At 68.0% G+C, this 18,926-nt stretch carries 14 protein-coding genes; 6 read left to right on the top strand and 8 right to left on the bottom strand.

Going from position 1 to position 18,926, the window contains the following annotated elements; translation table 11 throughout:
• Positions 1–62 precede the first annotated feature (62 nt).
• On the bottom strand, positions 63–1,241 hold the full coding sequence (argJ, locus tag J8F10_RS36640) for a bifunctional glutamate N-acetyltransferase/amino-acid acetyltransferase ArgJ (RefSeq protein ID WP_210663157.1): 1,179 nt from the start codon (positions 1,239–1,241) through the stop codon (positions 63–65).
• Between the two features lie 110 nt (positions 1,242–1,351).
• The gene (locus J8F10_RS36635; protein WP_210663155.1) at positions 1,352–2,101 is read right to left on the bottom strand and encodes a hypothetical protein; all 750 of its coding nucleotides are present in this window, start codon (positions 2,099–2,101) and stop codon (positions 1,352–1,354) included.
• A 281-nt stretch (positions 2,102–2,382) separates the two neighbouring features.
• Here J8F10_RS36635 and J8F10_RS36630 point away from each other — a divergent pair, with 281 nt between their 5' ends.
• A complete protein-coding gene (locus J8F10_RS36630; protein WP_210663153.1) occupies positions 2,383–3,627 on the top strand; it encodes a S1C family serine protease in 1,245 nt (414 codons plus the stop codon).
• Between the two features lie 53 nt (positions 3,628–3,680).
• On the opposite strand, the gene J8F10_RS36625 is transcribed toward J8F10_RS36630, so the two are convergent.
• A complete protein-coding gene (locus J8F10_RS36625) occupies positions 3,681–3,965 on the bottom strand; it encodes a DUF3303 domain-containing protein (protein ID WP_210663151.1) in 285 nt (94 codons plus the stop codon).
• Between the two features lie 48 nt (positions 3,966–4,013).
• On the bottom strand, positions 4,014–4,412 hold the full coding sequence (locus tag J8F10_RS36620; protein ID WP_210663148.1) for a hypothetical protein: 399 nt from the start codon (positions 4,410–4,412) through the stop codon (positions 4,014–4,016).
• Between the two features lie 365 nt (positions 4,413–4,777).
• Here J8F10_RS36620 and J8F10_RS36615 point away from each other — a divergent pair, with 365 nt between their 5' ends.
• Positions 4,778–7,495 (top strand): WD40 repeat domain-containing serine/threonine protein kinase, encoded by a 2,718-nt coding sequence (locus J8F10_RS36615; RefSeq protein WP_210663146.1) that lies wholly within the window; start codon positions 4,778–4,780, stop codon positions 7,493–7,495.
• Between the two features lie 119 nt (positions 7,496–7,614).
• On the opposite strand, the gene J8F10_RS36610 is transcribed toward J8F10_RS36615, so the two are convergent.
• Both J8F10_RS36610 and J8F10_RS36605 read right to left on the bottom strand, forming a co-directional pair.
• A complete protein-coding gene (locus J8F10_RS36610) occupies positions 7,615–8,451 on the bottom strand; it encodes a TIGR03000 domain-containing protein (RefSeq protein ID WP_210663144.1) in 837 nt (278 codons plus the stop codon).
• An 88-nt stretch (positions 8,452–8,539) separates the two neighbouring features.
• Positions 8,540–9,763: a threonine synthase gene (locus J8F10_RS36605; RefSeq protein WP_210663142.1), complete on the bottom strand. Its 1,224-nt coding sequence runs from the start codon at positions 9,761–9,763 to the stop codon at positions 8,540–8,542.
• 132 nt (positions 9,764–9,895) lie between these two features.
• On the opposite strand from J8F10_RS36605, the gene J8F10_RS36600 reads away from it, so the two are divergent.
• The 4 genes from J8F10_RS36600 to J8F10_RS36585 all read left to right on the top strand — a co-directional run bounded on the left by J8F10_RS36600 (position 9,896) and on the right by J8F10_RS36585 (position 17,750).
• Positions 9,896–11,392 carry a N,N-dimethylformamidase beta subunit family domain-containing protein gene (locus J8F10_RS36600; RefSeq protein ID WP_210663140.1) on the top strand — a complete coding sequence of 499 codons (1,497 nt, stop codon included), beginning with the start codon at positions 9,896–9,898 and terminating at the stop codon, positions 11,390–11,392.
• 119 nt (positions 11,393–11,511) lie between these two features.
• Positions 11,512–14,880 carry a PAS domain-containing protein gene (locus J8F10_RS36595; protein WP_210663137.1) on the top strand — a complete coding sequence of 1,123 codons (3,369 nt, stop codon included), beginning with the start codon at positions 11,512–11,514 and terminating at the stop codon, positions 14,878–14,880.
• 255 nt (positions 14,881–15,135) lie between these two features.
• Positions 15,136–15,780, top strand: coding sequence for a peroxiredoxin family protein (locus tag J8F10_RS36590; RefSeq protein ID WP_210663135.1), 645 nt, complete (start codon positions 15,136–15,138; stop codon positions 15,778–15,780).
• A gap of 53 nt (positions 15,781–15,833) precedes the next feature.
• A complete protein-coding gene (locus tag J8F10_RS36585; protein ID WP_210663133.1) occupies positions 15,834–17,750 on the top strand; it encodes a protein kinase domain-containing protein in 1,917 nt (638 codons plus the stop codon).
• Positions 17,751–17,856: 106 nt separating this feature from the next.
• Here J8F10_RS36585 and J8F10_RS36580 read toward each other — a convergent pair whose 3' ends face one another.
• Positions 17,857–18,327 (bottom strand): DUF4149 domain-containing protein, encoded by a 471-nt coding sequence (locus tag J8F10_RS36580; RefSeq protein WP_210663131.1) that lies wholly within the window; start codon positions 18,325–18,327, stop codon positions 17,857–17,859.
• Positions 18,324–18,860, bottom strand: coding sequence for a PepSY-associated TM helix domain-containing protein (locus tag J8F10_RS36575; RefSeq protein WP_210663129.1), 537 nt, complete (start codon positions 18,858–18,860; stop codon positions 18,324–18,326). The genes J8F10_RS36580 and J8F10_RS36575 overlap by 4 nt, the downstream gene beginning before the upstream one ends.
• Positions 18,861–18,926 lie beyond the last annotated feature (66 nt).

The following is an 18,926-nucleotide window of genomic DNA, read 5'->3' as shown; positions in this document are numbered from 1 at the left end:
AGTCATAAAGTCGGGTCGAATTCGAGACTTTATGACTTGCGACTTTACGACTTGAGACTCTTTCAGGTGGTATAGTCCGCGTTCAGACGCACGTACTCGGTGGTGAGGTCGCTGGTGTAGAACGTGCAGCGGCCCGAACCGAGTGTGAATTTCAGCTTGAAGTGAACTTCGCGGTTGTGCTTCAGGTACGCGGACGCGGACGCGGCGTCGAACGGCAACGGGGTGCCGGACCGGTAGAGCAGCATGTCGCCCATCCACAGCGACAGGTCTTTCTCTTCAAACGCTACCCCGGAATATCCCGCGGCCGAAACCACCCGGCCCCAATTCGGGTCGGCGCCGAACACCGCGGTCTTCACCAGCGCGCTCTCGGCAATCGTTTTCGCGATCTGCTTCGCCTCGACGTCCGTTCGGCACCCCTCCACTTCGATCGTGACGAGGTGCTCTGCTCCCTCCGCGTCGATGATGATTTTGCGCGCGAGTTCGATGCAGACGTGCCGCACCTCGTGGGCGAAGGTTTCCAGCTCCGCGCCGGCGAGCGGCGGACCGCTCCCGTTGGCGAGCAGGAACACGGTGTCGTTGGTGCTGGTGTGGCCTTCCACGGAGATGCTGTTGAAGCTCTGTTCGGCCGCGACTTTGAGGATGCGGTGCAGGTCCGCGGGGGCGACGGCGGCGTCCGTGAGCACGAACCCGAGCATGGTCGCCATGTTCGGGCCGATCATCGCCGCGCCCTTGGCGAAGCCGGTGACCGTGAACCCGGCGTGCCGCCGTGACGCGATCTTGATGCCGGTGTCGGTGGTGAGGATCGCGTGGGCGGCGTTCGAGAAGGCGTCGCGCCCGGTTGCGGCTTCGCGCGTCGCTTTGGGCACGCCGGCTTCGAGCACGGGCATCGGCAGCGGGCGCCCGATCACGCCCGTGGAGGCGACGAGTACCTGTTCCGGTGGGCACCCGAGTTCGGCCGCTACGAGATCGGTCATGCGCCGGGCGTCGGCGAGTCCCTGGTCGCCGGTGCAGGCGTTCGCGTTCCCCGAACAAATCACGATCGCGCGGGCGTCCGGGCGCGGGAGCCGGTCGCGGCTCACCTGCACAGGTGCCGCGCACACGCGGTTTTGGGTGAAGACGCCGGCGGCCGCGGCGGGGGTATCGCTCACGATCACGGCGAGGTCGCGCCGGTCCGGTTCCGTGCGCAGTCCGCTCACAATACCCGCGAACCGGTAGCCGCGGGCGAGGTGCCATTCGTTCATGTCCCAATCCTATCAGTGGGGGCAAGTCGGAGAAAGGCGGCCCGAAAAAAGCGAACGGGAGGCGCCGCGCCTCCCGTTCGTGTCTTCTGCTCCAGACCGGGTGCGAACCGTTAGTTCTTCGGCTTCTCGACGAAGTCCTTGCGGACCCCCTCCCAGGCTTTGCCGAGGCTCACGAGTTCCGAGTCGGCCACCTTGATTTTCTCGAACTGCTCGACCACTTTCTTGGTGAGCGTGTCGAAATCGGTGTCGCTAAAGGCCACGCCGCCGAGCGCCGACTTCAGGTCCGCGCCGCTGTACTTGAGCGCCCCGCCCGAGTTCGCGCTCACGAACGCCACCAGCGCCTGTTCGACTTTGGTGGCGTCGATCTTCTTGTCGCGGAACGGCGCCGCGCTCTCGGCGGCGTTGAGCCACGCGGCGCGGACCAGGCCCCGCGCGCCCTTCTCGCCGCCGAGTCGGTCCCACAAGCTCGTCTTAGCGTTCGGGTCTTTTTTGGCCGGGGCGATCTCGTTCTGGATCTCGTCCAGCGCGACCCGCAGTTCGATCGCGGCGTCGGTCGGCTTCATGCCCCGGGCGCGTTCCAGCCGGGCCTTTGCCGCGGCCTGGGCCTTCGGCCGGTGGTCGAGCAGCGGAACGACGGCCAGCAGCGTGCCCTGGTACAGCCGGGCGCACCCCTCGTGGTTGCTCCGCGGGGGGTTGAACAGGTCCGTGCCGAGCACCGCCGTTTCGTACACGACCGCGACGATGCGCTTGTCCAGTTCCCCGCGCTCGAGCGCCGGAGGCGCCATCGGCTTTTCGTCCGCCCGTGTGAGGCCGGCGGTACCCGTCAGAACAAGCACCGCCACTAAAATACGCGCCCGCATGGCTAACCTCTTAGGAACAAAGGACGTGAAGTGGGAACCCCGGTTTCGAGGTTACCCGCACAGTGTAACCGACGGTCCGGGAGCGGTGAACGAGTGACCGATTTTTATTTGCCCGGCCGTTTTAATCTGCGGCGGGCCGCTACGACCCGGAGCGCCCAACGTGTCCGATCGCGCCGCACCGAGTTTTTGCCCGTGTTTTGTGGGCGGATTCAATTCGGTCGAATCCCGGTCCCGGTTCGCGGTATCGTATAAGTACGGACCCAAGACGAGGGGCGCGAGCAATGCGCGACTACGAACTCGACGACCGTGACGACGACGACCGCGACGACCGGCGCCCGCGGCCCAGACCCCGCGACCGCTACCAACGCGCCGAACCGCCCGCGCGCGGGGCCGGGTGGTACGCGCTGTTCCTGTTCCTCGGGCTCGGGTTGGGTGCGGCCGGGTTGTGGGGCGGTACGTATGTGGTGAACAAGATCCGCGGGGAGCGGCCCGGACTCGATCCGAACGCGCAGCTCCGCGCCACGGTACCGGCCGCGCCGCTCGATCTCGAGGAGAGCGAAGCGGTTTCGCTCTTCGAGACCGTCAAAGACTCCGTGGTGAACGTGGACGTGGTGATGGTGAAGCGGGGCCGGTGGGACGAGCAGCCCACCGAGCTCCAAACCAGCGGCGGATCGGGCTTCGTCTGGGACACGTCCGGGCGCATCGTGACGAACTATCACGTGGTCGCGGAGGTGCGAAAGAAGCCCAATACCGAACTGCGCGTGGTCCTCGCGGACCGCACCGCGTACAGTGCCGCGCTGATCGGCACGGCCGAGGACAGCGACCTCGCGGTCATTCAGATCACGGCGCCGAAGGACAAACTGAAACCCATCACGGTCGGCACGTCGGGCGATTTGAAGGTGGGCCAGAAGGCCTACGCGATCGGCAACCCGTTCGGGCTGAGTTTGACCATGACGAAGGGGCTCATCAGCTCGCTTAACCGCATCATCGAGTCGCCGAGCGGGATCAAGATCCCGAAGGTGATTCAGACCGACGCGGCCATCAACCCCGGTAACAGCGGCGGCCCGCTGCTCGACAAGACGGGGCGCTTGATCGGCGTGAACACCTCGATCGCGACCCCCAACGGGGGCAACGTGGGTATCGGGTTCGCGATCCCGGTCGACACGGTGAACCGCGTGGTGACCGAGCTGATCCAGTCGGGGCGCTCGCTCCGCCCGGACCTGGGCGTGAAACTGTTCGACGAGCGCCGGCTGCGCCAGGCGCGCTACGACCACGGCGTCATGATCGAGCGGCTGGTGCCGAAGGGACCGGCCGAGGCCGCCGGGCTGCGCGGCTGCACGTTCAACGCGCGCGGGGCCGTCACTCAGCCCGGCGACCTGATCGTGGCCATTAACGGCCAGGTGATCGACAACGTCGAGGACTACGAGCGCGTCATGCGCGACCTGCAACCGGGCGCGACCGCGGCTCTAAAAATTCAGCGCTACCCGAACGAACTCGAGATACCCGTCACCGTCGGCGGGGTGTGACCGCGGACCGGCGCTTTGGCACCCGGAGGTGGCGCCTCGACCCACCGGCCGGCTCACGCCGGCCGGTCGCCCGGCCCTGCAAACAGCTCGCGGGTTTCTTGCGACGGGCAGACCGGGACCACTTCAAACTCGACCAGATCCCGCCACTGCAAAATCCACTGCATCAGCAGTCGGGCGTCGGCACACTCCATCAACTGAAAGCAGCGGTCGAAGTTGACTTCGATCCAACTACTCACGAACCGCAGCCCGTCGGGGAGCGCGCGCCCCGATTCGCGAACCCGCTGGTAAATGGGCACGGGATCGCGGTTCTTGAACCGCTCGATGACCATGAACAACATCGTGTTTCCTCTCGGAACCAAACGCAGCGGCACGATTCCTGCGGTCGCTTAACGGTTTAAACCATAAGCTTCGCGCTCGAACCGGTTGTCGAAATAGAAGTGATCGCCGCGCCGCCACGCCAGAAAACTGGACAGCAGGTAGGCGGGGACGATGAACGCCCCCCAGCGCTCGCACTGGCGGACGTGAACGTGTTCGTGGTCACGAGAGTGGTCGAGGCACGCGCGGTCCTGACCCAGGACGATGTGGCCCAAACACATCGCTGACGCCTTGACCGCGAGGCACCGCAAGAGGAAGAACCGGGCGAACCCGCCATGCACTTCCAGCGCGCCGCGTTCCACGCGCGCCCGCCCGCCGGTGACGAGCGCGAGGAGGGCGATCGGCACCCCGAGCAGGGTCACCGGGAGCGCCCACAGGTAGCGGAACGGGAGCGTCACAAGCCGCAACATGAGGTACTTTCGGGTTCGCGGGTTCGTTCCGGGGCGGTGTTACGAACGGGCGCCGCCATTTATGAGTAATTCGACACGCGAGCGGGTGGATATCGCCGATTCGCGGGTCCGAGTCGGGTGAGATCGAGAACACACTTGAAGTGCCCCTGTCACGTGCCGCCGAGGGAATTCACGCTACGGCGCGAATTGTAGCCCCGCGGAGTTGAATGAAGGGAACGAAAACGAGCGAACGGTTGCGGCGAAGCGGCAATTCCCGCCCCACACGAGAACGCGGGAATACCCTAGGAAATCCGTGAGAATCCGTCCTACAGTTCCCACGAACCGCCTTCACGGTCCCTCCCGCTCTGCTGCCGAGCGATTGCCCAATGGCCGCGCCGATGACCACTCCCGATTTTCTCGATCTGATCCGCGCGAGCGGGTTGCTCGACGACGGTGCGCTCGCCCGCGTCGCCGGTGATCTCCCACCGGAACCGGTCGCGTGCGCGGAAAAACTCGTGACCGCGGAGGTGCTCACGCCGTTCCAGGCGAAGCAGCTCCTCGCCGGGCGCGTGCGCGGGCTGGTACTGGGGCAGTACCGGGTTCTCGGCCCGTTGGGGAAGGGCGGGATGGGCATCGTCTACCTCGCGGAGCACGTGGACCTGGGCCGCAAGGTCGCGATCAAGGTGCTGAACGAGGAGCAGGCGCGCGAGAAGCTCGGGCTGGAGCGGTTCTTCCGCGAGGCCCGCGCGGTCGCGGCCCTCGACCACCCGAACATCGTCCGCTTGCACGACATCACGCAATCGGCCGGAACGTACTTCCTGGTAATGGAGTTCGTCGACGGGACCGACCTCCAGGCGCTCATCGACGGGGCCGGCCCGCTGCTCTACTCCCGGGCCGCGAACTACATCGCCCAGGCCGCCGCCGGGCTCCGGCACGCCCACAGTAAGGGCTTCGTTCACCGCGACATCAAGCCCGCGAACCTGATCCTGGCGAGCGACGGCACCGTGAAGGTGCTCGACATGGGCCTCGCGCGGTCCGTTTGCAACCCGAAGGACTCGCTCACCGGCACCCTGGACGAAGACGTCATCGTCGGGACCGCCGACTACCTCTCCCCGGAACAGGCCCTCAACGCGGACCTCGACGCGCGGAGCGACATTTACAGCCTGGGGGCGACGTTCTTCGCGCTCCTCACGGGGCGCGCGCCGTTCCAGGGGTCGACCGCGCAGAAAGTGGCCCAGCACCAACTGGCGGCGACGCCGGACGTGAGCAAGCTCCGGCCCGACGTCGCGCCCGGGATGGCCGCGGTGGTCACGCGCATGATGGCGAAGCTCCCGCGCGACCGGTACCAGTCGGCCCGCGAGGTCATCATCGCGCTCTCCCCGTGGCTCCCGGTCGATATGCCGAGCGAGATCACGGTCGTGCTCCGCGCCGCCGAAACGACCTCGATCGTCCGCCCCGCGCGCGCGCCGCGGACGAAGCTCCAGCGCCTCTCCCGCGGCGCGCGGCGCGCCGCTTGGTGCGCGCCGGTTCTCGGCGCCGGGCTCCTGTACGCGGTTCTCGGCGGGGCGAGATCGGCCCAGCCCCAAGTTGTCGGCGGGGAAGCCGAACCCCAGTTCCCGTCGGCGACCGAACCCCAGTTACTGACCGGGCACAGTTCGGCCGTCAACGACATTGTCTTTTCCCCGGACGGTACCCGGTGCGCGTCCATCGATTGGGACGGCAAGCTTTTCATCTGGGACGCCAAAACGGGCACGCGGCTCCATAACTCCCCGACCCGACCGGGCGCACGCGGACTGGTGTGCGCTACGACCCCGGACGGCCGGTACCTCCTGGTTGCCGGGGAGCGGATGCCGGTCCTGGCCTTCGACTGGGCGACCGGTCGGGAGGTGCGCGCGTACCAGCCCCACGAGAAGGCGACGTGGGGGATCGCGGTGTCGCCCGGGGGCGAGTACCTGTTGACGAGCGGCGGGGACGGCACCGTGATCCTCCGGGATCTGACCACCGGCGACGAGATCCGGCGGTTCGAGGTGGCGGCGAAGCAGGCCTGGACCGTCGCGTTTTCCCCGGACGGGACCAAGTTCGCGGCCGGGTTCGGCGACGGCCCGGCCCCCGAGGAATCGAACTTCATCAAGGTGTGGGCGACGGCCGACGGGAGCGAACTGAACCGGCTGACCGGCCACACGCAGGACGTCCGCGCGATCGAGTTCCGGCCCGACGGCCAGGTGCTCGCTTCGGGCGGGTTCGACGGTACCATCCGCCTGTGGAACTTGACGACCGGCACGGAGATCCGCCGCATCGACGCACACGAGAGCATCGTCGAGCGGGTGCGCTTCCTCCCCGACGGCCGGCGCGTGCTCACGTGCGGCGGCCCGATGCCGCACGTCAAGCCGAACGAGGAGGGCGGGACCGCCAAAATCTGGGACACCGTGACCGGGCGCGAGCTCGCGTGCTGGCGCGGGGGGCCGTGGAGCGATTTGATTAGTATCGTGCCGTCACGGGACGGGCGGTTCGCGGTGGCCGGCGGGCGCGATCAAAATGTGCGGCTCTGGCCCCTCCCGGCCGCCCCGGTGGACCCGTTGATCTACGGCTTCCAACTGCCGGCGAGTGCGGTGTTCAAATCCACGTTCCGGGACGGGCAGCACACCGACCCGGGCGCCCGGGCGCTGGCCGGGAAGGGGATTTATCTGCACTGCTGGAAGAACGAATCGGTGGCCGAGTTCCGGTGCGACGTGACCGAGGCGCGGCCGTGGATCGGGGTCACGAACCTCAACGCCGATCTGTCCAGCCAGGTACTGTTTCAGTTCGACGAGGGGTTGAACCTGCCGGTGGTGCCCGGGAAGCGGTACCGCGTGCGCGTGGAGTACCGGACGGCGAACGACGCCCAAGGAACGGCACAGGTTCGGAACCCGCGAGGAAACGAGTACCCCGCGCTCGCGGAAGTTCGGCTAGAGGGCACCAACGGCACGTGGACGACCGTTGAAATGGCGTTCCAGCGTCCGGTCGGTGGGAAGATCGATGTGTGCGTCCTGAACAGCGCGGTGGGCGAGGGGAACCAGCTCGCGGTGCGAACGGTCGAGGTTCTGGAAATCGAACCGGTGAAGTGAACCGGCCCCGTGCATAAGTGTCAGGCGAACGGCCGGTGTGAGCCGGCCGGTGGAACCCGCGGTGGTCGCCTGTTTTTCCACCGGCCGGCTCACACCGGCCGTTCGCCAAGAGGCGTTCGTTACTTCTTCTCTTTTTCCTTCACGGTCCACAGGTGGAGGACGTAATCGTCGCCGTCCGCGCCCTTCACGGTCACGGTCCGGTCCGGCTTCCAGTCGCCGAGTTTGAACCGGTGCGACACGACCCGGGCACCGGGCTTGAGCAGTTTCTGGAGCACCGGGCTCATCCGCGCCCCCAGATCGTCGCCGATGTAAACGAGGACCACGGTCGCTTCCGCGGCGCCGGCCATGTCCTTTTCGTTGAGGATGTCGCCCTCGGTGATGACGATCTTCTCCGCGACGCCCTCGGCCTTCGCCTTGTCCTTCGCGGCGGCCACCATCTTCGGGTCGATGTCGATGCCGATGCCCTTCTTGGCCCCGAGTTCTTTCACCGGGCGGATGAGCATGACCGCGTCGCCGCACCCCGGATCGAAGACCACGTCGTTCTTCCCGATCTTGGCGAGCTTGGCCATCTCGTCCACGATGTCGACGGGCGTCGGCACCCAGCGGACGACGATCTTGTCGAGCTTCTTGTCCTCGGTCGTGAGATCGAGTTTCGCCGCGTCACCGGCCTTGAGCGTGATCTCGCGCGGCCGGGTGATCTTCGTGTAGTTGTTCGGTTCGATCCGCGCTTCGACCTTGAATGTGTACTCCTTACCGGCTTCGAGGTTCGGCGCGGTGAACTCCCGGGTCGCCCCGGTCCCCTTCAGCTCGACCCCGTCCACCGTCACGATGGTTTCCTTGTAGCCGCTCTCCGGTACCGTGATGGTAACGGTGGCCGACTTCTTTTCTTGAGCGCACGCCACCCCGACGAGCGCGGCGGCGACCAACCCCACGCACCCGACGTACACCGTTCTCATGACGCGGTCCCTCTGGATGTGAACGCGACAGCCCCTTCGCCTTCATACGGACCGGCCCCGGCGCTGCCAGGTGCATTGTCGAACGACCCTACGCGCGGGCGATCGCGTCCCAGTCCACCCGATCCTTGTCGAGCGCGGGCAGGTTGTACGGCATCGCTTCGAGGTACTTGGGCGCGGCCCCGGTGTTGAACACCACCACGCGCGCGTCGGGTTTTATCTCGCCCGCGGCCACCATGCGCTCGAGGATCTCGAAGCACACCGCGGTTTCCGGGCAGGTGCTGATGCCCTCCGCGGAACTCGCGCGCTGCATCCAGGCGCCGATTTTGGCCTCGCTCCCGGCGACGGCTTTCCCCCCACTGGCGCGGATCGCGTCGAGCATCATGAAGTCGCCGACCGCGACCGGCACGCGCAGCCCGCTCGCGACCGTGTGCGCGTTCGGGAACAGGTCCGCGAACCGCTCGCCTTTGTCGAACGCGCGAACGATCGGCGCGCACCCCTCGGCCTGGCACGAGATGAGGCGGGGGAAGGTGGCCCCCCGCAGCCACCCGAGTTCCTTCAGTTCCGCGAACGCCTTCCACATGCCGATCAGCCCGGTGCCGCCGCCGGTGGGGTAGAAGATCACGTCCGGCAGGGCCCACTGCATCTGCTCGGCCAGCTCCAGCCCCATCGTTTTCTTGCCCTCGAGCCGGTACGGTTCCTTCAGCGTGGAGAGGTCGAACCACCCCATGCGCTCCGCGCCGTCCTTCACGATCTTGCCGCAATCGTTAATGAGCCCGTTCACGCGGAACGCCTTCGCGCCGTACAGTTGCGCCTCGAACTGGTTCACGACGGGCGTGTCGTGCGGCATGAAGACGAAGCACTCGAGCCCGGCGCGCGCGGCATACGCGGCCGCGGCCCCGCCCGCGTTCCCGGCGGTCGGTAGCGCGACCCGCTTCACACCGAGCCACTTCGCCATACTCACTGCGGCGGCCATTCCGCGGCTCTTGAAGCTGCCCGTCGGCAGTTGCGATTCGTCCTTCACGAACAGTTGCGACAGCCCGAGTTGCTTGCCGAGCCGTGCGCAGTGGAGCACGGGCGTCATGCCCTCTCCGAGCGTGACCGGCTCGACGTCGAACGGCAGCGGGAGCAGCTCGCGGTAGCGCCACAGCGACGGGGCGCGGGCGGCGATCTGTGCGGGCGTAACCGCGGATTTGATCTTGTCGAGGTGGTACCGCACCCAAATTGGGCGCGCGTTGTGCATGTTGGCGAGCTGGCCGAACGGTAGCACGGTACCGTCGATCGCGGCTTCGAGGTGCGAAACGTAGTGGTTCATGGGGGTATGGTAGAGACTCGCGGACCGGGCACGCAGGCCCGGGGGCGCGCGTTTCGCGAACTGGAGTTACCGGTTGAAACGCGCCCGTCGGCGCGGGATCGTGAGCGGACCCCTTAATACGAGGAACCGCGAATGCCCACACCGAACCGTCGTGAAGCCCTCGCCCTGGCCGCGCTCGCGGGAGCGCCCGGGGGCCTCGTACCGCCCGTTTCGGGTGCCGAGCGCCGAAAGACCGTCGTTGCCGCAGAGAACGAGAAGCCGGGAACGTCCGACTGGCAACTCACCTACGTGAAGTTTGACGCGAAGGCGAAGTACCGGCAGTCGCTCATTGAGGGGTACTGCACGCGGACGAGCGTCGCGGCGGGCGAGAAGATCGCGTTCTGCGTCAGCACCGACCCCGCGTCCGCGTTCACCATCGACATCTATCGTTTGGGCTATTACGGCGGTACGGGCGGGCGGTTGATGAAGTCGATCCCCGGACTCGCCGGGCGCCCGCAACCGGTTCCCGTCGTGGGTGCGAAGCGCCTGCGTGAGTGCCAGTGGGAACCGTGCGCCACACTCGAGGTGCCGAAGGACTGGTTCAGTGGCGTCTACCTCGCGAAGCTCTCCGCCACAAAGCACCGCTACCAGAGCTACTGCACCTTCATCGTGCGCGACGACCGCCCGGCGGACATCTGCTTCCAGTGCAGCACGAACACGTGGCAGGCCTACAACAAGTGGCCGGAAACGCACTCGCTCTACGACAACGATCGCCCGGACAAGAAGCCGCTCGTGTCCGGCGTGCGGGTCAGTTTCGACCGCCCGTATGCGAAGTACCCGCAAGTCACCGACAACCCGCTGTCACTCGGTTCGGGCGAGTTCCTGCTCTTCGAGTTCCCGTTCGCGTACTGGCTGGAGCAGCACGGGTACGACGTGACTTACTGCGCGAACGAGGACGTTCACAATTCGCTCGAAACCGTTACGCGGCGCAAGGCGTTTCTTTCCGTGGGGCACGATGAATACTGGAGCCGAAGACAATATGACAATTGTTTGGAGGCGGTTCGGCGGGGCGTGAACTTCGGGTTCTTCTCGGGCAACTCGTGCTGCTTCGTCGTGCCGATGCTCGAGAGCGGTACGAAGGTGCCGAACCGCGTGATCGAGCGCGTGGGGCGGTACGGCGGCATCCGCCCCGGCGAGGAGCCGTGGATGGCCGACTTGCCGGAGGAGGCGCCGAACGAGTCCGCGCTCATCGGCGCGCAAACGGTGACGCCGTTCAACGGCTCGGGCGACTGGACCTGCACGAAGCCCGAACACTGGATCTTCGCGGGCACGGGAATGAAGAAGGGCGACAAGATCCCGGGGCTGGTCGGGTGGGAGTTCCACGGCGATCCGGCCAAAATCGCCGGGCTGGAAGTGGTCGCGGCCGGCACGACGCTGACCGGCGGGGAAGCCGAGAGCCACTACGAAGCGACGATTTATTCCGGTCCGAAGGGCAATACTGTGTTTAACGCTTCGACAATATTCTGGTCACAAGGTTTGAGCGCCCCGCCGGGTCACTGGCTGCCGTATGTTCACAACGGGCGCCCGCACGGGCCGGACGCGCGCGTCCAGGGGATCACCGCGAACCTGCTCGCGAAGTGGACCGGGTGACGCGAATCGCCCCTGGTGCCCCACGGGGCACCAGGGGGACCACAACAACTCGTTCGACTCCCGACCGGCGCCGCGTGCGCCGGTCGGGTGTCGCCGTTTGCGCTCCGGGGGAGCTCGCAATGGGCCGCACGTCCCCGCCCGTCTCGACCCACCGCGCCTCGCCCGCGCGCGTCGCCGGGGCGTACTTTTTATTCGCGCTCGCGTGGATCTGGCTGTCCGACCGCGCCCTCCTGTTGGTGGGGGTGGGGGCGCTCGAGACGTTCTGGGCCTCGGCCCTGAAGGGGAGCGCGTTCGTCGCCCTGTCGTCCGCTCTCCTGTACGTGATGGTGCGGCGCGAGGTGCGCGCCCTGGTGCGCGCGATCGGGCTCCTCCGGGCCGTTACCGAGGGGACCACGGACGCGGTGTTCGTGAAGGATCTGGCGGGCCGGTACCTGCTGATGAACGCGGTCGCGGCCCGGTTCGCCGGGAAGCCGATCGAGGAGGCGCTCGGGAAGGACGACGCCGCTCTTTTCGAGCCGGAAACGGCCCGGCGCCTGATGGACCAGGACCGCACGGTCGTTGCTTCCGGGGAGCTCCGCACCTGGGAAACGGACATCGACACCCCGCAGGGCACGCGGACGTACTTCGCGACGAAGGTGCCCTACCGGGACGCCGCGGGGAGAACCATCGGGGTGATCGGGACCGCGCGCGACGTCACCGATCGGAAGTGCGCGGAAGCGGAACTGCGGGCCAGCGAGCAGCGGTACCGGGCACTGGTCGAACTGGCGCCGGAGGCGATCATCATCGTCTGCGACGGGCGGGTGGTGTTCGCGAACTCGGCCACGGCCCAAATGATGAAGGCGCCCTCGGCGGCCGCGCTGATCGGGATCGATCTCAACGCCCAGCTCCACCCGGACGAGGTGACGGAGAGCGTCGCGCGGCAGCGCGTGATCCTCCGGGACGGGGTGACGATGGGACCGCGCGAGGTCCGGGTGCGGCGCCTCGACGGGACCGTCATCGACGTGGAGACGTGCGCCGGGCCGTGCGTCGTGAACGGCGTGACGGGCATGCAGATCCTCACCCGAGACATCACCGAGCGGAAGCGCGCGGCGGCGCTCCTGGCGCGCCAGAACAGCGTCCTGGAACAGATCGCGAGCGGGGCCCCGCTCGCCGCGGTGCTCGAAGAAATCGTTCGGATCGTCGAGGGCCAGCTCCCCGGGACCGCGGGCTCGATCCTCGTGCTGGACCGCGCCGGGGTTCGCCTCCGGCTCGGGGCCGCCCCGAACCTCCCCGCGCCCTACAACGCGGCCATCGACGGGGTCGCGATCGGGCCGGGCGTCGGGTCGTGCGGCACCGCCGCGTACACGCGCAAGCCCGTGTTCGTGAACGACATCGCCACCGACCCGTTGTGGGCCGGTTACGAGCACCTCGCGCTCGGGCACGGGCTGCGGGCGTGCTGGTCCGCTCCCGTCTTCGCGGCCCCGCGCGGACCGGGGCCGCGAACCGTGCTGGGCACGTTCGCCGTGTACGCGCGGGTCCCGAGTTCCCCGGACCCGCGGTTCGGGGAACTCATCGAACGGGCCGCGCACCTCGCCAGCATCGCGATCGAGAGCGACCGCGCGGTGCGCGACCTGCGCGAGAGCGAGGACCGGTTCGCACGCTTCATGGCGCACCTGCCGGGGCTGGCGTGGATCAAGGACACCGAGGGCCGGTACGTGTACGCTAACGGCGCGACCGCCCGGGTCTTCGGCGTCCCCCTGGCCGACCTCTGCGGGCGCACCGACCGCGACGTGGCGCCCGCGCGCGCGGCCGAGCAGTTCCAGGAGAACGACCGGCGCGTGCTGGCGGACGGGGCGGGGCTCCAGGTTCTCGAAACGCTGGCGGCGCCGGACGGGACCGAGGTCACGTTCCTCTCGGGCAAGTTCCCGATCCCGGGGCCGGACGGGCGCCCGGCCCTCGTGGGCGGGATCGCCATCGACGTCACCGAGCACCAGCGCGCCGAGCGCGCCCTGCGCGAGCGCGAGGAGCAGCTCCGGCTGTTCGTCGACCACGTGTGGGCGCCGATCGCGATGGTGGACCGCGAGATGCGCTACATCCACGTGAGCCGGCGCTGGCTCACCGACTACCGCGTGGCCCTCCCGGACGTGACCGGGCTGTGCCACTACGACGTGTTCCCGGAGATCCCGGACCGGTGGAAAGAGGCCCACAAGCGGTGCCTGGCCGGGGCCGTGGAGCGGTGCGACGAGGACCGGTTCGAGCGCGCCGACGGGACCGTGCAGTGGGTCCGCTGGGAGGCCCGCCCGTGGTTCCGCGCGGACGGCGCGGTCGGCGGGCTCGTCATGTCCACCGAGGACATCACCGCACGGAAGCGGCTGGAGGCCCAGTTCCAGCAGGCGGCGAAGATGGAGGCGGTGGGGCGCCTCGCGGGCGGGATCGCGCACGACTTCAACAACCTGCTCACGGTCATCAACGGGTTCAGCGACCTCGTCCTGCGCGACGCGGACGAGACCGACCCGCACCGGCTCCCGCTGACCGAGATCCGGGCCGCGGGGGAGCGGGCCGCGCGCCTCACCCAACAACTGCTCGCGTACAGCCGCAAGGCGATGATCGAGCCGAAGGTGCTCGACCTCAACGCGCTCGTGGGCGAGTCCGTCAAGCTGCTCCGGCTCGTCGGCGAGGACGTCATCGTCGCGGCGGTCCTGGACCCGGCCCTCGCCCGGATCCGGGCCGACCGCGGGCAGATCGAACAGGTGCTCCTGAACCTCGTCGTGAACGCCCGCGACGCGATGCCCAACGGGGGCCGGGTGACCATCGAGACGCGGACCGTCGCGCTCGGGGCGGACGACTGGCCCGACGACCCGGACCTGAAACCGGGGCAGTACGTGCGGCTCACCGTGGCCGACACCGGCGCCGGGATGACGGAGCCGGTGCGGGCCAAAATCTTCGAGCCGTTCTTCACCACAAAGGGGGTCGGGAAGGGGACCGGGCTGGGCCTCGCGGTCGTTCACGGCGCGATGAAGCAGAGCGGCGGGTACATCAGTGTCGCGAGCGAGGTCGGGGTCGGCACCACGTTCACCCTGTTGTTCCCGGCGGTATCGGCGCCGCCGGAGCCGGCACCGGAGGCCCCCCATTTGTCCGCCGGGGGCACGGAAACGATCCTCCTGGTCGAAGACGAGGACGCCGTCCGCGCGATCACGCGGTTGTCTCTGGTGGGGCAGGGGTACCGGGTGATCGCGGTGAGCAGCGGGGCGGAGGCCATTCGCGCGGCGGAGGAGCACGCGGGCGCCATCGACCTGCTCGTGACCGACGTGGTGATGCCCGAAATGGGCGGGCGGCACCTCGCCCGGGTGCTGCACCGGCACGACCCCGCGCTGCGCGTCGTGTACATGAGCGGCTACACGGACGAGGTCGTGCTCCACTGCGATCGCACCGAGGCCTTCCTCCAAAAACCGTTTTCGCCCCAAGTGTTGGTCAGTAAAGTGCGCGACATGCTCGACCGGCGGGGGTAGAGCGCGAGGCGCCGGGAACCGCACGCGCCCCGTGAGTGACTTCGGTAGTGTGGTCCGCTCGCTCCGCGAGCGGGTGGCTTTTGCAGTGAAGTGAATCATTCGAGCCGCCCGCGCCTCGTCGCCCCACCTACTCGCGGAGCGAGCGGCCCCCCTCCCGAAATCGGCGCCGCGGGCCGAAACCGGCGCCCGGGAAACCGCGTGGGGGCTCCGGGCGTATAGAACAGGGGCAAGGTCGCTCATCGTTTCGGGGTCGATATGCGCTCCCTCACCGCCGCCGGACTGTTCGCGCTTCTCGCCGCCCTCGCCGGGTGCGGCGGTTCGTCGGACCTGCCCGCGCCAATGTACGGCCCGCCGGACCTGAAGGCGGTCGCGGGCCGGTTCCACAACAAGGAGCCGAACCGGACCGTGTCCGGCGAGAGCATGCCGCTCCAGTTCGTCGATACGAACGGCAAGGACGTCGATCTCGCGTCGTTCCGCGGTAAATCGAACGTGGTTCTGGTCGTGGTGAAGGGGATGCCCCGGTACCCCGGCGGGCTGTTCTGCCCCGGGTGCCTCGCGCAAGTCAACGCGCTGACCGCCAACTACGACGAGTTCAAGAAGCGAGACGCGGAGATCCTGATGGTGTTCCCCGGCCCGAAAGACAAGTTGCCGCAGTTCCTCCACGACGGCAAGGTTGATGGGGAGAGTGGGAGCCCGAACGTGCCGTTCGCGCTGCTCCTCGATACGGACCTGAAGGCGGTCAACGCGCTCGGAATTAAGGGCGATCTCGCGAAGCCCTCGACGTACATTCTGGACAAGAAGGGGAACGCGGTCTTCGCCTTTGTCGGCGAGGACACGACGGACCGGCCCTCGGTCCAATCACTTCTCGCCCGACTGGATAAGTTAAACGGCAAGAAGTGACATCGCCCGCACGCGCGGACCCGGCCGACGGACCTGGTGGGTAATCTTCTCGCATGGCGAACGAGTGGTACATTGATGCGGGCGGCCGAACGGACGGCCCCCTTTCCGAGAGCGAGTTGCGCACCCGCGCCGCCGCCGGGGCGCTGCGCCCCACCGACCGCGTCAGCCGCGATCGGCGGACGTGGGTGACCGCGGAAACCGTACCGGACCTGACGTTCCCGCACCTCGCGACCATCATTTCGAGCTCCGAGCCGCCCCTGTCCGTTTCCCCGCCGGCGCCGCGCCCGCTCACCGAGACGGTCGTGTCCGCGTCGAACCACCTCCTCGATTCCTCGGCGGAGGAGTCGGCGTTCGTGCCGCTGGATTCCGTCCCGGGGTACGAGTTGCAGGGCACGCTCGGCACCGGCGCGTGCGGGATCGTGTACCGCGCCGTGCAGAAGAAACTGAACCGCGTCGTCGCGCTGAAAACGGTCCTGATGGCGCGCGGAACCACGAACGACGTGATCGCCCGGTTCGAGCAGGAAGCGGTGTCCCTGGCCCGGTTGCAGCACCCGAACATCGTCGCCGTGTACGACTGCGGGCACACGGAGGGGCGCGCGTTCTTCGCGATGGAGTTGCTCGACGGCGAAGACCTGAGTCAGCGCCTCGCGCGCGACGGCCCGCTCGACGAGCGCACCGCGTGGCTGGTCGCGCGCCAGACGGCCGCGGCGCTCGACCACGCGGCCCGGCACGGGGTGATTCACCGCGACGTGAAGCCCGCGAACCTGTTCCTGGTGCCGCCGCCGACGGGGTTCCCGCTCCCGGCCGGGGTGCCGATGGTAAAGGTGACCGATTTCGGGCTCGCGCTCACGCAGCGCGGCCCGGACGAGGCCGAATCCGCGCGGACCACGGCGGGCCTCATCCTCGGCACGCCGGTGTACATGGCGCCGGAACAGTTCCGCGGCGGACCGGTGGACGCGCTGGCCGATATGTACTCGCTCGGCGTGACGCTATTTCACGTCCTCGCGGGCCGCATCCCGTTCGACGGCCTTACCGTGTTCGACGTGATGGCTCAGAAGTCCGGGCCGCCGCCGCGCCTCCCGGAGCCGATTTCCGAGTCAACGGTAGAACTCGTGGCCGCACTGATGGCGCCCGACGCAAAGGACCGCCCGGCCAGTTACAAGGACTTGATCGCGCGCATCGATGCACTGCCGTGCCTCGATGGTTCGTTCAGTGGGGCCGGGTTCCCGGCCGCGCGCGCGGTCCCGGCTCCCGCCCCCGACGTGCCGGCACCGAGCCCGCGCCCGAAGCGCAAGCGCTGGGTCTTCGCGGGGGCCGCTGGGGTGTTCCTTCTCAGCGCTGCCGCGGGGGTGGCGGTTCTTACCGGGGCGTTCAATCGGCCCCCGGAAACCGCACCCGCGAAAGCGCCCGCGACCTACGTTGCCGGAGCGCAGCACGCACTCTTCGACGGCAAGACCGTGCTCCCCTGGAGCGGAAAGAACCTGGACATCGAGCTGGACGGGGAGAAGAAGTCCGTTCTGACCGGGCGCGGGACGGTGACGCGCGCGTTACCAGAGCTACCGAACTTCAGCGTCGCGCTGGACCTGTGCCCGCACGAGGTCGCGGCCGTGGACCTGGTGCTCGCCACGGCCGACGGTCCGCCCGCGTCCGCGGCGCAGTGGCTCGTGCGCTTGGACCGCGTTACGGGGGCCGCGTTCGGTAAGCGGGCGGGGCCGACGGGGGCGTTCGAGCCGGTGGGTTCCGCCGTGCCGCTGCCGACCGCGAAAGACCGCGCGGACGACGGGCTATCGCCGTATGTGCAACTGAAGTACGCGCGCGCCGGCGACACGCTGACGGTCTGGTTCAACCGCCAACTCCTCGGCAGCACTTCGGACGCCGGGCTGCGCGCCACCGAACTCCGCGTCGAGGTCAAGAGCGGCCTCATTCGCATCGAGTCCGCGAGCATCGAGGAGTTGGTGGAGCAGAAGTAGGCGCGGGGAAGCACACAGCACGCACCGGGCTCCCGCCCTGTGCTACGAAAGTCGGCCCCTCCGGGGCGAAGAGCACTACTTCCGCCCGGTGCAACATTCCGCTTCCTTACTTTTGCCCTCCGGCTTCGGCGTGCCACGCTCGTAACGTTCCCCACGTCAATAACAGGCACGCGGCCCACTGCACGGTGCTCGTCCACAAGTAGACGCGGTGCGTCGGGTAGAACGGCGGCAGGACCATGACGAACCGCCGCTCTTCGTCCATGTACGATTCCAACCGCAGGTGCAGGTAGAACAGCCCCACCTGACACGCGAGCGCGACTCCCCAGGCGACCCACCGGTACACGGTCCGGCGCCGGGCGGGATCGCGCGCGAAGATCAAGTCGAGTGCCAGTCCCGCGAGCGCGACCGCGCCGATGACGTTCAGCACGTCCGTTACGCGGGCGGTGATTGCGCCCTGTGCCGCGCCCGAACCGAGGACGCGCGTCCCGATGGGGACCACGCACGCGGTGTAGAACAGGAACCCGCCCTGCCAGAGCAGGAGGAGCTGAACGACCAGGAACCGGCGGAGTGCGGTCATGCGGGTGAGGTGGGCGGGGGCGGGGATTTCTTTCGCCATCTTACAGCAAGGGGGAGCACGAACAGGTACATTCCCGTCGCCCACAGCCCGATCACGATCACCGCGGCCGGGAGGAACACGTACAGGCGCACGGACTCCGCGAACCAGCTCCCCTCATGCAAGTCCACAAGCAGTTCCTGGCGCCGGTACGCGGACTGGAGCACCTCGCCCGTCTGGAAATCGACCTGCACTTCCCAGCGCGATTTGCACTGCACCTTCACGATGCCGTCTTTGGGGCGCACGTCCACGCGGTCGATGTCCGCCCACGACGACACGCCCGCTTCGGGCACCGACTTCGCCGCGGCGAGGATCGCGTCCATCGACACCGTCGGTTGTTTCCCTTTGCCCTTATTCGTGGGCGGTTGCACCCACGAAATCTCTTTTCGGAGCTGGAGCAACACCCCGGTGGTGAGCACCAGGAAGAGCGGGACCGCGACGACGATCGCGCCCCAACGGTGCGCCTTGCGGAAGAACACGCGCGGGTTGAACGGCATCGGCACTACCGAGGGGATCGCGGTCGGGGATGTGGTGATTGTGCGAACGGCGCCGGTGCCAGTCAA

The organism is Gemmata palustris (assembly GCF_017939745.1).
GTDB classification, from domain to species: domain Bacteria; phylum Planctomycetota; class Planctomycetia; order Gemmatales; family Gemmataceae; genus Gemmata; species Gemmata palustris.
Note: the sequence above shows the minus strand (reverse complement) of the source record. Positions and strands in the feature narration are given on the sequence as shown.

Bases quoted from the DNA above. Each gene is read 5' to 3' on its own strand.
- J8F10_RS36590 (WP_210663135.1), top strand. From the start codon at position 15,136: ATGCGCTCCCTCACCGCCGCCGGACTGTTCGCGCTTCTCGCCGCCCTC.
- J8F10_RS36580 (WP_210663131.1), bottom strand. From the start codon at position 18,327: ATGACCGCACTCCGCCGGTTCCTGGTCGTTCAGCTCCTCCTGCTCTGG.
- J8F10_RS36600 (WP_210663140.1), top strand. From the start codon at position 9,896: ATGCCCACACCGAACCGTCGTGAAGCCCTCGCCCTGGCCGCGCTCGCG.
- J8F10_RS36595 (WP_210663137.1), top strand. From the start codon at position 11,512: ATGGGCCGCACGTCCCCGCCCGTCTCGACCCACCGCGCCTCGCCCGCG.
- J8F10_RS36575 (WP_210663129.1), bottom strand. From the start codon at position 18,860: ATGCCGTTCAACCCGCGCGTGTTCTTCCGCAAGGCGCACCGTTGGGGC.
- J8F10_RS36610 (WP_210663144.1), bottom strand. From the start codon at position 8,451: ATGAGAACGGTGTACGTCGGGTGCGTGGGGTTGGTCGCCGCCGCGCTC.
- J8F10_RS36585 (WP_210663133.1), top strand. From the start codon at position 15,834: ATGGCGAACGAGTGGTACATTGATGCGGGCGGCCGAACGGACGGCCCC.
- J8F10_RS36620 (WP_210663148.1), bottom strand. From the start codon at position 4,412: ATGTTGCGGCTTGTGACGCTCCCGTTCCGCTACCTGTGGGCGCTCCCG.
- J8F10_RS36635 (WP_210663155.1), bottom strand. From the start codon at position 2,101: ATGCGGGCGCGTATTTTAGTGGCGGTGCTTGTTCTGACGGGTACCGCC.
- J8F10_RS36630 (WP_210663153.1), top strand. From the start codon at position 2,383: ATGCGCGACTACGAACTCGACGACCGTGACGACGACGACCGCGACGAC.
- J8F10_RS36625 (WP_210663151.1), bottom strand. From the start codon at position 3,965: ATGTTGTTCATGGTCATCGAGCGGTTCAAGAACCGCGATCCCGTGCCC.
- argJ (WP_210663157.1), bottom strand. From the start codon at position 1,241: ATGAACGAATGGCACCTCGCCCGCGGCTACCGGTTCGCGGGTATTGTG.
- J8F10_RS36615 (WP_210663146.1), top strand. From the start codon at position 4,778: ATGGCCGCGCCGATGACCACTCCCGATTTTCTCGATCTGATCCGCGCG.
- J8F10_RS36605 (WP_210663142.1), bottom strand. From the start codon at position 9,763: ATGAACCACTACGTTTCGCACCTCGAAGCCGCGATCGACGGTACCGTG.